We start from the raw sequence: 16158 nt of genomic DNA, 5'->3' as shown, positions 1-16158 counted from the left end.
AAAATGGTAGAAAAAATATATACAGTAACAGCGGATACAGGAATTCACGCCCGCCCAGCAACAGTATTAGTACAATCAGCAAGTAAATATAATGCAGATGTAAATTTAGAGTATAACGGTAAAACAGTTAATCTAAAGTCCATTATGGGTGTTATGTCCTTAGGTATCCCTCAAGGGTCTTATATTAAAATTATTGCTTCTGGGGCAGATGAAGATCTAGCACTTGATGGAATTGAAGAAACATTAATAAGTGAGGGTCTAGGAGAATAATCGTTACACATTCGTAAATGGTTGCTGCGGCAACCATTTTTATTATGGTATTGACACAAATATGAATTTATGGTTTAAAATTAATTACATTGGCACTCCTATAAGTGGAGTGCTAAAAAGCATGTAAAGGAGATATCTTTATGGCAAAAAAGCAGTTTAAAGCTGAATCTAAAAGGCTGTTAGAAATGATGATTAACTCTATCTATACTCATCGTGAGGTATTTTTAAGAGAGTTAATTTCCAATGCAAGTGATGCGATTGATAAAATCTACTACAAAGCTTTAACAGATGACGCGTTAAGCTTCGATAAGGAAAGCTACTTTATTCAAGTAATTCCAGACAAGGAAACTAGAACCTTAAAAATTATTGATACAGGTATTGGTATGACAAAGGAAGAGCTTGAGAATAACCTTGGTACCATTGCAAAAAGTGGATCTTTAGCTTTTAAAAAGGAAACAGAACTAAAGGATGGCTATGACATTATCGGTCAATTCGGTGTCGGTTTCTATGCGGCATTTATGGTGGCTGACGTCGTTACTGTAACAAGTAAGGCTTTAGGAAGCGAAGAAGCTTACAAGTGGGAATCAGATGGAGCAGAGGGCTATACGATCGAACCTGCAGAGAAAGATTCGGTTGGAACAGAGATTGTCTTAAAAATCAAAGAAAATAATGAAGAGGATAATTACGATGAATTTTTAGAAGAGTACCGTTTAAAGTCGATTATCAAAAAATACTCAGACTTTATCCGCTATCCAATTAAAATGGATGTTACTGGAAGAAGACCTAAAGAAGGCAGTGAAAATGAGTTCGAGGACTATGTAGAAGAACAAATTATTAATAGCATGGTTCCAATTTGGAGAAAAAATAAAAGTGAATTAACGGATGAGGATTACGAGAATTTCTATGCTGAAAAACGATATGGTTTCGATAAACCGCTTAAACATATCCATATCAGTGTAGATGGGACCATCCGCTATAATGCAATTTTATATATCCCTGAGAAAACTCCATTTGACTTTTATTCAAAAGAATTTGAAAAAGGACTGGAGCTTTATTCTAACGGCGTATTAATTATGGACAAGTGTGCAGACTTGCTGCCTGACCATTTTAGCTTTGTCAAAGGGATGGTTGATTCTGAGGACCTATCTCTTAATATCTCAAGAGAGATGTTGCAGCATGATCGTCAATTGAAACTTATCTCTAAAAACATTAACAAAAAAATTAAGAGTGAATTGCAAAGCTTGTTAAGAAATGAAAGAGAAAAGTACGAAGAGTTTTATAAATCATTTGGCCGTCAGTTGAAATATGGGGTTTATAGTGAATTTGGTGCCAATAAAGAAGTATTACAGGACCTTATCATGTTCCACTCTTCAAAAGAGAAGAAGTTAGTAACATTGGATGAATATGTGTCAAGAATGCCTGAAGATCAAAAATATATTTATTACGCTTCTGGTGATTCCATTGAAAGAATCGATAAACTGCCGCAGGCAGAGTTTGTCTCTGAAAAAGGTTATGAGATTCTCTACTTTACTGAGGATATCGATGAATTTGCAATCAAGATGTTAATGACTTACAAGGAGAAAGATTTCAAATCTATCTCGAGCGGTGACTTAGGCATCGAAGGGGAAGAAAACAAGAGCGATTCCGAATCAGAAGAGAAGGAATACAAAGAAATCTTTGACTATATGAAAAATATTTTGGAGGGGAAGGTCAAGGATGTTCGCGTTTCAAAACGCTTAAAGTCTCATCCTGTCTGCCTGGCAACCGAAGGTGACATTTCGATTGAAATGGAAAAAATCCTTGCTGCTATGCCTGATAATCAAAATATTAAAGCAGATAAGGTCTTAGAAATTAATAAAAATCATGAAGTATTCCAATCCTTAAAGGAAGCTTTTGAAATTGATAAAGATAAACTAGATCTGTATACAAAGTTACTTTATAATCAAGCACTGCTCATTGAGGGATTACCAATTCAGGATCCAGTTGAATTTACGAATGACATCTGCAAGATAATGGTATAATCATCCTGGATACATTTTACTATTTATAATAAAACGACTATCAAGTATACGTAAAAGCCGCTCTCACACTAAAGTGAAGCGGCTTTTACTATTAGTGCAAACGAGTGAAAAAGGTAAAAATATCATTATAGGTAGTCGATATAGTTGTATAAAAAACAAAGTAGATTATGAAATAATGAAAACGCTAACAAGTTGTTATCGAAAAACTCAGATAATTATTGAGACAAAAGGAGGAAAGTAATCAACATAATTGTTTTGCCTTTTACCAGCTCCTAAGAAAAACCTCAGAAAACATATCTACTAGGAAATCCACCAGATTAGCCGCTAAAATCTAGCAAAACCTTATATACAGTGAAGGGGAAGGATGAAAGTATATGGGAAGACAAACAAAAAAAATAAAAAAGATGATAGGGAATTTATGTGTTGCTACTATGGTAGCTGGGTCTTTTGGTTTAATCGGATCACATGAAACTAAAGCCGAGGTTATCACCAAAACGATTACAATTGACGGAAACAACGTTGACCAATATAACCGATTTAAAGGGTTTGGAACTGTAACAGCTAATAATACCTCTCGATTAATGCTAGATTACAAAGAAGAGCACCCTGAGGAATATTGGAAAATTATGAACAAGCTATTCAACAAGGATACGGGAGCGGGGCTAGCGCACGTCAAGATAGAATTAGGCGGCGATGTTAATTCATCCTCCGGAACAGAGCCAGCCACCATGCGTTATGCAGATGAACCGGCTAATGTTCTAAGAGGTGCTGGATTCCAGTTTGCGGCTGACGCGAAATCCATTAATCCTGATATCACGACTGAAATTTTGCGCTGGGGTGAACCACGCTTTACATGGAACGGTGCTGCAACCAATGACTATGAAAATCGCTATCAATGGTACAAGCAGACAATCGATGCTGTTTATAATGAATATGGCTTTAAATTGGACTATGTTGGTATCTCTCAAAATGAAAGAGCGCAAAACAATAATCGAATTGAAACAGAGTGGTTGAAATACTTCACAACAAAAATTAAACAAGAGCCATATTATGAATCAGACTATAAACATATTAAACTTGTTGCGGCAGACGGATATCGTGATACAAAATCAATCAGCCGCGTGCTGTTGGACCAACCAGATTTGATGGATGAAATAGATGTCATCAGCTCCCATTATGGTCTGACTGGTTCAGCGGAGTTAAATCAATTACAAGCAAAACTAATAGCCGATGGAAAGAAGCCAAAAGAAAGCTGGGTGTCTGAAGGAATCGCCCCAATGATCAATGCACGTTACCGTGAGAACATGGAACCGAATTATAAAGGGCTTGGAGGAAAAGCAGGAATTATTGATGTAACTTCCCGTATTATTTCTGTGTATTCTTGGACAGGAGCAGGAAACACTCCTCTAAACGCGGTTTCATTTGATTTTCAGCCATCTGTTGCTGCATTTTATGAAGGTTCCGCTTATAATCCAAAACACCTGATCAGTGCGATGGATCCATGGTCTGGTTTTTATGAAGTAGATGGTGGTCTTCAGGGAGTTCGTCATGTGATGAACTTTGTTGGTTATGATGATCACAGTACACCTGAAAATGAACGCTGGATGTATGTAAAAGATGCTACCTTTAGTGATGGGGCATTCTTTGATGGCGGTGTGGATGTTGATACAAGTACCCATAACTACTTAACCTTAAAAGATCCAGAAACCAATGATTATTCAACTGTATTTGCTAATAACACAAAAGAGACACGTAAATATAAGATTAAAGCTCAAAACCTTAATGGCAAAGAGAATGCTCCTATTTTTGTCTGGGAAACACGAGGAGCAGATGAAGGGCAAGAAGTTGATGCCAACTGGTTTAAAAAAATCAATAAAATTACCCCAGTGAATGGTGAATATGAAGTGGAGGTAAAGCCATATTCAATTGTGACGATTTCAACATTAGATAAGGAATCCGAGGTCGAAGGCTTTGAATATGAATCAGAACCAGTTGATTTATCGCAAGATACAATCATGCCGCTGCCATATAAGGATGATTTTGAGTACAATAAGTATCCTGTTGACGAAATGGGCAGAGATTATGTAGAGCGCCGCGGAGGAACCCCGCGATATACGACTGACCAAACCGGTGCTTTTGAAGTAGTGAAAGAAGCAACAAAACCAGTAGCTAGTGGAAGTGCGGAACGAGCAAATCTTGAAATTCCGGATGCAAACGCTCATGGAAATATGCTGCAGCAGAAAATCAGTCATGACATCATTGGTGCTGATTGGGCAGTTTGGGGCGGAAAAGATGGCTCCGCATCTAGCGGTAATCCTACCGCTACTATTGGTGACCACCGCTGGGTGAACTATAAAGCTTCCTATGACTTTTTACTAGATACGCATACACCTGAAGCAGAGGGCAGAAGCAACTATGCCTTAATCGGTGTTAGACAAGTGAAAGCAGGCGGGGCTGATTCACATGCACCATACAATGCACGAGTATATTCAGATGGAAAATATGAAATTATTAAACTCGGTAAGGTAGAAAAAAGTGGTACAATTGAAAGCTTCGACAATAAAGTTTGGCATAATCTAGCATTTGAAGCTAAAGAAAATGTATTTACGCTATATTTAGATGGAGCAGAAATGGATTCCTATACAGACAAAGATTCAACTGTTATGGCGGGAAGAGTGGCATTAGGTTCTGGATACTATGAAACTCTTATCGATAACTTAGTGATTGAGCCAATTAAAGGATACACTTATACCTCAGAAAAAGTCGACAGTGCCCAAGGTAAGAAATATGCAACGGAAGAAGAAGCGTTGAACAATAAGGACTTAATTAATCCTATAGGTTATCTTGGAAAGTGGGATTATACGCAGGCAGGATATGCACATTTTAACCGTACACAAATGACCGCTAAAACAGATGTACCTGTTTGGAATGGAGTAACTGTAGGTCATAAGGACACGACAACAGTACCAGGAACCCTGAATAAAGTATTCTATTCTCAAGGCTGGTCATCTAACAGTAATAATGCTTGGGCATCTGCAGGCAGTTCTCTTGAAATTAAATTTAAGGGCACTGAAGTTAGACTGTATGGAGAAACGAATCCGTCTAATGGAAAAGGCGATGTATATTTAGATGGAGTATTAGTTGGTGAAGCCAACTATACAAATAACAGCAGTATCACCCAGATGGTTTGGTCTGCAGCGGATTTAGAAGATAAAGAACATACGCTTAAAGTGGTAGCAAAAGAGAAGTATATCAGCTTTACCAAAGTTGAAGTTGAAACCACTGATCCTGTATTAGCTGTTAAAAAGACAGGACCAGCGGATATTGTGAAAATTTCAGATGAATCCCTAATAGAGAATAAAGAGAACACAGTTTATGCATTTAGAAAAAATACTGCCTGGGGCTCTAACAGCACGAATGCATGGGCCAATTTTAATGATGATCCGTATATTCTAGTTAACTTCACGGGCAGTGGTATTGATTATTTGTCAGGAACTGGTGATAAAACACTTTATAATTTCGAGCTTGACGGTGTAGATATGGGTAACTTTGCCGTAAATACTAGCACGGGCATAAGGTATTCTGTTAGAGGATTGGAAGAAAAACCACATACATTGAAGGTTTCTCTGAAGGATAATGAGGTAAAAGAAACCTTTATGGATTACCGTGGAGTCAATATCTATAGTACACCGAAAGTAGAGGGTCCTAACAGCAGCATGATCTTCAATTTTGAGGGTTCAGGTTTCAATTTATTTGGTGCGACTCCGGATGCTTTAATCGATGTTTATATTGATGACCAAATAATCGAAGAAAATTATAGAATTTATGCTAAAGGTGACAGACAAACCTCTTATACCATTCGCGGACTAAAAGATACAAAACACATTGCTAAAGTGGTGATTAAGGGCGGTACTTTTACATTAGACGGTATTGATGTTGTTACAGGCAGAAATAAAGTCGAAGTAAACAAGACAAAATTACAGGAATTGTACGATGCAAATAAAGACAAAGATCACAAAGGCTACACGAAGGAAAGCTGGATAACATTCCATAAAGCGATTCAAACAGCAAAAGAGGTATTAAAAAATCCTCAAAGCACTTTGGATAAAGTGGTTGCTGCAAGAACATCATTAGAGGCAGCAGTTGAAGGTTTATCAGAAATAAACGAGTAATTAAGCACGAATTTGCAAAAGAGTTAATGCCATTAAAATGGCCATCCAGTTTTCTGGATGGCCTTTCTTACTTATATTACTCTTTTAAACTCCCTTATATGCTTGACGATAAATTTCAGCTAGCTCTGTTACTAATGGCAGTTTAGGGTTGGCGGTAGTACATTGGTCTTCAAATGCTTTATCTGCTAGGTAGTCAACCTTGCTTTCGAATAGATCTGCGTCCACATTATTTGCCTCAATACTCATTGGTATCTCAAGCTCTTTTGCAAGGCGAATGATGGCCTGAACAAGGCTTTCTACTCCTTCTTCCGTTGTATTCGCAGGCAGTCCAAGGGTTCTTGCAATTTCCGCATAACGCTTATCTGCCACAAAATGGGCATATTTCGGGAATGCTGTGAACTTATTTGGTTTAGCAGCGTTATAACGAATGACATGCGGCATTAAGATTGTATTTGCACGTCCGTGAGCAATATGGAACTCTGAGCCAAGTTTATGGGCAAGGCTATGGTTGATACCAAGGAAAGCATTGGCAAAAGCCATCCCAGCAATGGTTGAAGCATTATGCACTTTTTCACGAGCTAATTCATCACTGCCATTTCGATATGCTCTAGGCAGATATTCAAAGACAAGCTGGATCGCTTTCATTGCAAGTCCATCCGTATAATCGTTTGCCATACAAGATACATACGCTTCGATGGCATGGGTCAAAACGTCCATTCCAGTATCAGCTGTAATATGTTTAGGAACCGTCATAACAAACTGTGGATCAATAATCGCTACATCTGGTGTTAATTCATAATCGGCAAGCGGATATTTAATATTTGCTTCCTTATCAGTAATTACGGAGAAGGAAGTTACCTCCGACCCTGTTCCAGAGGTGGTTGGGATTGCTACAAATTGTGCCTTCTCACCAAGCTTAGGATATTTCACAATTCGTTTACGGATATCGAGAAATTTCTGCTTTAAGCCAAAGAATTCAGATTCTGGGTTTTCATAGAACAGCCACATTCCTTTTGCCGCATCCATTGCAGACCCGCCGCCAAGGGCAATAATTACATCTGGCTGGAATTTAGCCATCATTTCGGTACCCTTCATGACCGTTTCAATGGATGGATCTGGTTCTACTTCAGAGAAAATTTCACAATGTACATAATCAGGACGTTTTCTTAAATAATATAGTACCTTATCGACATAGCCTAATTTCACCATTCCAGGGTCTGTTACAATGAATGCCTTAGAAATTTTCGGCATTTTAGCTAAATACTGAGTCGCATTTTTCTCAAAATAGATTTTAGATGGAACTTTAAACCATTGCATATTAACATTCCTCTGGGCTACTTTTTTAATATTGATTAAGTGAATCGCTCCAACGTTCGTGGAAACAGAATTTCCTCCATAAGATCCACAGCCAAGTGTTAATGAAGGCATATAAGCATTGTAAATATCACCAATCGCACCCTGTGAGGATGGGGCATTGACAATGATTCTTCCGGCTTTCATCCGGTACCCATACTGCTTGATAATGTTTTGGTCTTGAGAATGGATGACAGCTGAATGTCCTAGACCGCCAAACTCCAACATTTCTTCTGCTCTTTTTAAGCCTTCTTCATGATTGCTGGCTTTGTAACAAGCAAGGACTGGGCTTAATTTTTCTCTTGATAGCGGGTATCCAGGTCCGACACCAGTTAATTCAGCTACAAGAATTTTTGTGTTTTCAGGAACCGTTACGCCTGCTAAAGCCGCAATTTTGCTGGCAGCCATCCCCACAATATTCGGGTTAACCGCACATGACGTTTCATTAATTACTAATTTTTCAACTTTTGCTTTTTCTTCTTCATTTAAAAAATAACAATTATTTGCAATCATCTCATTTTTGACGGCTGAATAAATCTCTTGATCTATAATAACGGCCTGTTCAGAAGCACAAATCATTCCGTTGTCAAAAGTCTTTGATAAAATTAAGTCATTTACTGCTTGATGAAGGTTGGCAGATTTCTCTATATAACATGGAACATTTCCAGGTCCGACACCAAGGGCTGGTTTACCGGAACTATAAGCGGATTTAACCATTCCCGCGCCGCCCGTTGCAAGAATCATTGATAGCTTTGAATGATTCATCAGTGCTTGTGTAGCCTCAATAGAAGGTGTTTCAATCCATTGGATGCAATTCTCCGGGGCACCTGCCTTAATTGCTGCGTCCCTAAGGATTCTTGCTGCCTCACTGCTGCACTTTTGTGCAGATGGATGGAAGGCAAACACGATTGGATTTCTCGTCTTTATTGAAATAAGTGCTTTAAACATCGTTGTGGATGTTGGATTGGTTACAGGTGTAACACCAGCAATTACTCCAACGGGCTCAGCAATTTCAATGATTCCCTCATGTTCATTTTCGTTAATAATACCAACCGTTTTATCATATTTGATATTATGGTAGACATATTCGGTTGCAAACATATTTTTAATGATTTTATCTTCATAAACACCTCGTTTGGTTTCCTCAACAGCAAGTTTTGCAAGCTGCATATGCTGATCAAGACCAGCCAAGGCCATTTGCTTCACAATAGTATCAATCATTTCTTGGTCAAAGCTGCGGAATTCATTTAGCGCTTTTAAACCATTTTCCACTAAGGTATCAATCATGTTGGTTACACTTTGGACTTCTTTACCTGTTTTTTCTGCCACTGCCATGCTAATTCCTCCAAATTCTCATTTGTTTGTGAAATATTTCACAAGTATATTTAAAAAAATAACAACAAACAGTATTGCTATGAACTTACACCATTACTCGCATACAGGATTACGTGGAATTTTTTCAAAGGAAATGTCAGTAAGGACCTTCGAATATTTTTTTACAATGATGACATAATTTACTGTCCAAATATAACTTGGAATGTTTTCGTTATCTTTAAACATCATAGCTTCAAATTCATCACCAACCGTTTCTTCGAACGCTTCTTGTGTATACGTTTCAGAGTCGGTTGAAAAGGATCTCCATTCACATACCATCATGTCATATCACTCCTTGTTCCTTTATGAGTTAATCATAACATCAATTTTCGGAAAAAGTTTGTGAAATATTGAACAAACTTTGAACTGTTAGCAAATATACCAAAAATAGTCCTTTTTCCCTAAGGGAAGTGATGAGAGGGAAGGACTTGTCCTTAATCTAGGCTGGTTGAGGAGCATGGGAAGGGATTGCGAAGGTTGCAACTTCCTTATCAGAATCAAAGACTATTAAAATTAAGAAGTTGAATTATCTGTATGTAACTGTAGAAGCAGGAGCAAAAAGGTTAGCGCCTTTTGCCAATGGTCTGATAAAAATGCTAGATGCAAAGATTTCCTTATCACTTAATCCAGAATATACTCATACCATCATAGATACTTTATTTAATGGAAAAATAGAGGTGAAAACGTGGTTTAAAGGACTGCAGAATGTCAGAAACTACGGGCAGCTTGATTTGGATGGTACTTATAGTGGTGCCTGTCATTTTTTTTAGGAGGAGACAGGAACCTCGTTCCCATGCAGTACATAAATCTGGAAATCACTAAAAAAACAATATTTCTAAAAATTTGGACAACATCTTTATTGTGTAAGCGTTTTAATAAAAGTAAGCTAGATTACAAGTAGAAGGTGGTACTTTATGTTAAGACAACGTCTTCTATTAAAGTAGTAAATTCAAAGGAGGAAATATGAAAAGTTCAAGAAATAAGTTTAAGAAAACGATTGCAGTACTTTTAGCTGGATGTATGGCAGGCTCTACATGGTATGCGAATAGTTCCCTGGTACTGGCTGAGGGAAATACGGTAATTAAGCAAGAAGGAAGTCAAATTATTCCACAAGGTTCACAAACGGTTATTTCGTCTAATCAAATGAACGTTCTTGTCGATGTGAATTTTCCAAGAGTAATTCAGTACAATTTAAAATCTGGAAATGGTGCAGGGACAACTTTTTACGGACAGCCTGAGGCCTTAGATACAATCCTTATTAATAACGTAGCAGTCAAACCACAAGTAAAAGCAATCATTTCATCCGATAAAATTGAGTACAAGATGACTTTAATAGACGATAGTAACAATATCAATGCGGTTATTACTGCAGAAATGATTGTTAAAGGAAATATTTTAGAATTCAATATAACAAAGATTGTGGACAACAAAATCGTAAAAACAATTGAAATTCCAAATCACAATTTAGTTTCTTTAAATAGCAGTCAAAAAGATGCTGTACTAGATGGAGTACAGATGTCTACAAATACACACATCAATGGCGACAGACAGGTAAAGGTTGATAATAATTTGAATACGCAAGATGAAGAGCAAAAAGGATATATGTATGCTTTTCTTTCTAATGATGAATTAAGTGCAGGTATATGGTCGAATACAGAGAATAGTTTAGCAAAAAAACTAGATCCCAATTCTTATGCTGCAAAAACTGATGCACAAAGAATTACAGCTACGGCTGCGACTAATAGTGCAGGGGAAAAAACAATTGGCTTAAGCAGTACATTCTGGACCTATCAAAAATCAGAAGAGTATCGTAAGGAAGATGGAACTCTGGAGCTAGAAGATGGAACAGTAAACAAGGTAGATGAAATGCCATCTGCGAAGGTTGTTATTACTGCTGACGCTAATGATGATAAAAAAATAAACTGGCAAGATGGAGCTATTGCTTATAGAAATATTATGAACGAACCACTAGGGTCAGAAAAGGTTCCAGACTTAGTTGGTTACCGCATTAGCATGAATTTTGGCGGTCAAGCCCAAAATCCTTTCTTAATGACTTTAGATGGAGTTAAGAAGTTTTCTTTAGGTACCGATGGACTAGGACAATCTATTCTATTGAAAGGTTATGGTAGTGAAGGGCATGATTCTGGTCATTTAAATTATGCAGATGTTGGAACGCGTATCGGTGGTGCCAAGGATATGAAAACATTGCTAGAGAAGGGTAAAGAATATGGGGCAACTTTTGGAATTCATGTGAATGCAAGTGAAACGTACCCAGAATCAAAGTATTTCCATGAAGATCGTTTATTAAAAAATCCAGATGGAACTTATAAGTATGGTTGGAACTGGATTGATCAAGGGGTAAACATTGATGCTGATTATGATTTAAGAAATGGTAGAGCACAACGATTCAAAGATTTGTATGACGTTCTTGGTGGCAAAAAGAATGATTTAGATTTTATTTATGTTGACGTTTGGGGTAACGGACAGTCAGGTGATAATAGTACATGGCCAAGCCGTCAATTAAGTAAAGAAATAAACAGTTTAGGTTGGCGCTTAGGCAGTGAGTGGGGATATGCAAACGAGTATGATTCTACATTCCAACACTGGGCAGCCGATTTAACTTATGGCGGTTTTACTCTAAAAGGTATCAATAGTACCATCACACGTTTTATTAAGAACCATCAAAAAGATGCATGGATTGGTAACTATCCTAGGTATGGCGGGGACGCGGATGCTCCATTATTATTTGGCTACAGCATGAAAGACTTCGAAGGATGGCAAGGTAGAAGTGACTACAAAGCTTATATGGATAATTTGTTTGCAGTGAACGTTCCAACAAAATTCATCCAACATTATAAAGTAACACAGTGGGAAGATGGCAATGCAGTCGAAATGACAGATAATAATCAAACTTACAACTGGGTACCAGGCATGAAGGCAATATTAAAAGATGACTCTGGTAAAAATACTCTTATAATTGAAAGAAAGTCTAATGATTTTGCAAATGATAAAGATGGTTACCGTACAAGGACTATTACATTTAATGGTAATAAAATATTTGAAGGTAAACCTGGTGATGAAAAGTATTTAATACCATGGTCTTGGGATCAAAATGGTAAGAAATTGCCAACAGCGAAGGAAAAATTATACCACTGGAATACAAATGGTGGAGAAACTACTTGGACTGTTCCAACTGGCTGGAAGGGTACAGTTAAAGTCTATGAGTTAACAGAATTAGGTAAACAAAATGTGGAAGACGTTACGATTAAAAATGGTCAGATCACATTAAATGCCAAAAAATCTACTGCATATGTAATTCATAAAAGAGCGGAAACGAACAAAGATGTTAATTGGAGCGAAGGAATGCATCTTGTAGATACTGGCTTTAACAGCAATTCCTTAAAAGATTGGATTGTTACAGGAGATTCAGAAGCGGTTAAGATTACGAAGAGTGAAGGTAATAATAACATGTTAACAATCTCTAACAATAAAGAGAAAGTAAATGTTACTCAAAAAGTAACGGGATTAAAACCAAATACCAAGTATGCTGCTTATGTCGGTATAGACAACAGAAGTGAAGAACAAGCAAGTATAACAATTACTTCTAACGGCAAAAAGTATACAAATAGTACTGATAAATCTATCGCTAAAAACTATGTTAGAGCTTATGCACACAATACACTAGGATCCGAGAAAGCAAAAGCAGATGGTCAAATGGCTTCAACAGTAGATGGAACAAGTTATTTTCAAAATATGTATGTATTCTTTGAAACTGGCCCAGAAGCATCTGATGTAACCATTGATTTATCTAGAGATGCTGGGAATGGTGCAAGTTACTTTGATGATATTCGTATCGTAGAAAATAATTCTAATAATCAAGTAAGCAGTAATAAATTCGTACAAGACTTTGAAAATGTTGCACAAGGTATCTATCCGTTTGTAATCGGTAATATTGAAGGTGTGGAAGATAATAGAACGCACCTTGCTGAATTACATGCACCATATACTCAAAGAGGTTGGAACCAAAAACTAGTAAATGATGTTATTGCTGGTAAATGGTCAATTAAAACTAATGGTTTAACGCAACGCAACAAACTTGTATACCAAACGATACCACAAAACTTCAAATTCCAACCAGGTGTAACGTATAAAATCACTTTTGATTATGAAGCAGGTAGTGATGGAACTTATGCAGTAGTAACAGGTAATGCTCCATTTGAAGAAAAAGGAATATTAACTTTGGATGAATTAAAATCAACAGCAAGTAGCGATAAAGATGCAAAATCTGGCACGTATTCCTTTACATTAGTAGGGGATGAATCAGGTCAAAGCTGGTTTGGGATTTATTCCACTAACAAAGCTGCCGATACTCAAGGTGTGACAGGTGCACAAGCTAACTTTAATGGCTACAAAGATATTATGCTAGATAATCTAGTTATTGAAACGGTATCAAACAAATAGAAATTGTTTTAAAATGAGGAAATTTGACTGTAATGAACAGGTGCATGTCAATCTCTGTGTAAAATGTTTGCTATAATCATTTGGCTGGAAAATCAGTTTAAGAAACTTTGCCGTTCTCATTTTTAAGTGAGGACGGTTTTTTTTTGAATCTCTTATTACTAAACCATCTTCCAAGGACCATTGGTTGATTTCACATGAAAAAAGACGAAAGAAATGTCAATGATGAATTTCCTTCGCCTATTAATATCACTTTAGAATAATGAGTAACATTATTAATTTGGTGGTGCCTGTCACCTTTACCTATCTTATCATTTTGATTATTTTTAAAGCTACGTAAATTTCTAGAAGGTCATCTAGTCGATTGAAGTCGATGTCTAGAATGGATTCTAATTTTTTTAGCCGCTTTCGTAAGGTGTTTGGGTGAATGTATAATTGTCCAGCCGTTTGGTTAATATCTGCGTTATTTTGGTAGAATGCTTCTAATGTTTCAATATTAACCGCACTGTTTTCTTGATCTAAGAATAGGTCTTTTAACACTTCCTCATAGTATTCCTTTAGTACATGGTGATGAATATTGGATAGAAGTCTGACGATTCCAATGTTCTCAAAGTGACGGACAGCCTCATGCCTGATTTCATATTTTCCTAATTCTAGAGCCACCTTTGCTTCATAAAAGCTGCGGAATAACTCCATATTTGAAGGATAATGGCGGCCAATTCCAATTTCACATGCTAGACCCGGAAGGTCCTGTTCGACCTTTTTATGGATTTGTTGTCCTAAAGATAATGTAAACTCTTTCCTCTCTTTAGGGAGAAGGTGTACAGAATCAAAAACAATCATAATAATATCCCCTTGCATAGGGAAAGTAATCGCTTGTAAAAATCGAGCTGAAATGAGGGAACGGACCTTTCTAATTATCGAGTCTATATCAATACTGAATTTAGCTGCTTCGTTTTTTTGATTTAACCGCATTATCATTAATTCTGTTGGCTTCGTGAAATCCCAGCCCCATTGTTTCCCTTGTTTAATCAGTACCTGTTCTGAATCTAAGTTATTATAAAGAAGGTTATAAAGGAAACTTTCCTGATAGGATTGATGGGCTCGAAGTACGGCCTCTTCTTTTTTTAAAAAAGATAGAAGTGCTGGAATAGCATGTATGACTTGCTCCGTACAAACATCAATCATCATACTAGGTTGTTCTTGAAAAAGGAAATATCCATAAAGATGGTCGTCAGCTAATAAGGGAAAAAGGAAATAATGATATTGACCATCTTGTACCATGGAAAACACTTCCCTTTTATTGGAAGCGGTTTGCTCATCATACATCGATGAGAAATGCCTGAATTGATCATGTTTTCCATCGCTATCTTGTGTAGAGTGAAGATAAAAGTGTTCATCCAATAGAAAGATTTTCTGATTTAACAATAAAGAAAGACGTTGTAAAAATCCCGCCAAGCCTTTTTCATCAATCAATTGCAGCCAATAATTTGTGGTATGTTCGAATACATAATGATATAAACCTAGGGATTTAAGTTGTGAAAGATCTGTAATTTTCTTTTTTGTGGTTGTAGAATTGATTTCTTCTTTTAAAAATAAAACCGGTTTATTGAAGTGTTCAATGATTTCAATCATCATGTGAGGAATATAAGGTTTTACCCCTCCATATAAAAGGATACCCTGTACGTTTTGCTGTGCAATAAGTTCATCCAACCGTGATATCGTCTGGTGGTCGCTTCGCACCATAAATAATGTTGGTTCGCCTAAATTAAGAGGGTTATCCTCAGCCCGTAAAAAGCCTTTCTCCTTACCTTCCCATCCGCCAATAATTTCGGCATGGTAAAAAGGAGAGGCGCATATCAGTTCCTGAAAAGTAAGCATATTGTCAATCTCCTTAATATCCGTTTATGAGTTAGACCAAAAACGCAGCTTGGAAGGTTCAGTTTGAGTATCAAATCTTATCGAGGGATTGGTCATTTTTTTCATATTAAATCCATATACAGCTTTATCATAATGAGCGTTCACGGGATCGTTCAAATCAATAATTTCAATTGCATTTACAGGACATGATGAAACACATATCGTAGAATCACCTTGCATTTGTCGATCATAGCACATATCACATTTGTCAGCTTTCTTAGTTATCATATTGATAGAAATCGCGTCAAAGGGGCAAGCCGTTACGCAGCGGGAGCAGCCTGTACATTTCAAGTGATCTATAATCACGATTCCATTTGCCTTCTTCTTAATGGCCATTTCAGGGCAATTAGACAGACAGGCAGGAGTAGAACAGTGATTGCATGACATGGAAAAATGGTGAAAACGTTGTCCATTCTTCATGAAAGCGTCAGAGACAGTATGAATTTTCCTTCGAAATGAATCCTTCTGACCGTGTTCATTTTTACATGCAAATTCACAAGATCGACAGCCTAAACACTGTTCTATATGAACTAAAAAACCCAATTGTTTCATATATCGTCACCCTTTTGCCATTATTTCGTCCTCTGAAT

9 protein-coding genes are annotated in these 16158 nt (G+C 37.0%); 5 read left to right on the top strand and 4 right to left on the bottom strand.

The window, feature by feature from the left end:
• Window positions 1–3 precede the first annotated feature (3 nt).
• The 3 genes from ACN6MT_RS29095 to ACN6MT_RS29085 all read left to right on the top strand — a co-directional run bounded on the left by ACN6MT_RS29095 (window position 4) and on the right by ACN6MT_RS29085 (window position 6463).
• On the top strand, window positions 4–270 hold the full coding sequence (locus tag ACN6MT_RS29095; RefSeq protein WP_419954254.1) for a phosphocarrier protein HPr: 267 nt from the start codon (window positions 4–6) through the stop codon (window positions 268–270).
• Window positions 271–410: 140 nt separating this feature from the next.
• Entirely contained in the window at window positions 411–2291 is a 1881-nt protein-coding gene (gene htpG / locus ACN6MT_RS29090) for a molecular chaperone HtpG (RefSeq protein WP_419954253.1), read from the top strand.
• A gap of 374 nt (window positions 2292–2665) precedes the next feature.
• A complete protein-coding gene (locus ACN6MT_RS29085) occupies window positions 2666–6463 on the top strand; it encodes an S-layer protein (protein ID WP_419954252.1) in 3798 nt (1265 codons plus the stop codon).
• A gap of 84 nt (window positions 6464–6547) precedes the next feature.
• On the opposite strand, the gene adhE is transcribed toward ACN6MT_RS29085, so the two are convergent.
• Both adhE and ACN6MT_RS29075 read right to left on the bottom strand, forming a co-directional pair.
• Window positions 6548–9151 carry a bifunctional acetaldehyde-CoA/alcohol dehydrogenase gene (gene adhE / locus ACN6MT_RS29080; protein WP_419954251.1) on the bottom strand — a complete coding sequence of 868 codons (2604 nt, stop codon included), beginning with the start codon at window positions 9149–9151 and terminating at the stop codon, window positions 6548–6550.
• A gap of 93 nt (window positions 9152–9244) precedes the next feature.
• The gene (locus ACN6MT_RS29075; protein WP_034673080.1) at window positions 9245–9472 is read right to left on the bottom strand and encodes a hypothetical protein; all 228 of its coding nucleotides are present in this window, start codon (window positions 9470–9472) and stop codon (window positions 9245–9247) included.
• Between the two features lie 239 nt (window positions 9473–9711).
• Between ACN6MT_RS29075 and ACN6MT_RS29070 the strand changes: the two genes are divergently transcribed.
• Both ACN6MT_RS29070 and ACN6MT_RS29065 read left to right on the top strand, forming a co-directional pair.
• Window positions 9712–9960, top strand: a complete 249-nt coding sequence (locus ACN6MT_RS29070; protein WP_419954250.1) for a hypothetical protein — start codon at window positions 9712–9714, stop codon at window positions 9958–9960.
• A gap of 193 nt (window positions 9961–10153) precedes the next feature.
• Window positions 10154–13651 (top strand): endo-alpha-N-acetylgalactosaminidase family protein, encoded by a 3498-nt coding sequence (locus tag ACN6MT_RS29065; RefSeq protein ID WP_419954249.1) that lies wholly within the window; start codon window positions 10154–10156, stop codon window positions 13649–13651.
• A 300-nt stretch (window positions 13652–13951) separates the two neighbouring features.
• On the opposite strand, the gene ACN6MT_RS29060 is transcribed toward ACN6MT_RS29065, so the two are convergent.
• Together ACN6MT_RS29060 and ACN6MT_RS29055 are read right to left on the bottom strand one after the other, a co-directional pair.
• Entirely contained in the window at window positions 13952–15529 is a 1578-nt protein-coding gene (locus tag ACN6MT_RS29060) for a PucR family transcriptional regulator (protein WP_419954248.1), read from the bottom strand.
• A 24-nt stretch (window positions 15530–15553) separates the two neighbouring features.
• Entirely contained in the window at window positions 15554–16120 is a 567-nt protein-coding gene (locus tag ACN6MT_RS29055; protein ID WP_419954247.1) for a 4Fe-4S dicluster domain-containing protein, read from the bottom strand.
• Window positions 16121–16158: the final 38 nt, after the last annotated feature.

The sequence above is a fragment of the Neobacillus niacini genome, from assembly GCF_048572935.1.
In the GTDB taxonomy this organism is placed as follows: Bacteria; Bacillota; Bacilli; order Bacillales; family Cytobacillaceae; genus Neobacillus; species Neobacillus niacini.
Note: the sequence above shows the minus strand (reverse complement) of the source record. Positions and strands in the feature narration are given on the sequence as shown.

What these genes read in the sequence shown, in the direction of transcription:
- ACN6MT_RS29085 (WP_419954252.1), top strand. Translation starts at nt 2,666, where the DNA reads ATGGGAAGACAAACAAAAAAAATAAAAAAGATGATAGGGAATTTATGT.
- htpG (WP_419954253.1), top strand. Translation starts at nt 411, where the DNA reads ATGGCAAAAAAGCAGTTTAAAGCTGAATCTAAAAGGCTGTTAGAAATG.
- ACN6MT_RS29095 (WP_419954254.1), top strand. Translation starts at nt 4, where the DNA reads ATGGTAGAAAAAATATATACAGTAACAGCGGATACAGGAATTCACGCC.
- adhE (WP_419954251.1), bottom strand. Translation starts at nt 9,151, where the DNA reads ATGGCAGTGGCAGAAAAAACAGGTAAAGAAGTCCAAAGTGTAACCAAC.
- ACN6MT_RS29065 (WP_419954249.1), top strand. Translation starts at nt 10,154, where the DNA reads ATGAAAAGTTCAAGAAATAAGTTTAAGAAAACGATTGCAGTACTTTTA.
- ACN6MT_RS29055 (WP_419954247.1), bottom strand. Translation starts at nt 16,120, where the DNA reads ATGAAACAATTGGGTTTTTTAGTTCATATAGAACAGTGTTTAGGCTGT.
- ACN6MT_RS29075 (WP_034673080.1), bottom strand. Translation starts at nt 9,472, where the DNA reads ATGATGGTATGTGAATGGAGATCCTTTTCAACCGACTCTGAAACGTAT.
- ACN6MT_RS29060 (WP_419954248.1), bottom strand. Translation starts at nt 15,529, where the DNA reads ATGCTTACTTTTCAGGAACTGATATGCGCCTCTCCTTTTTACCATGCC.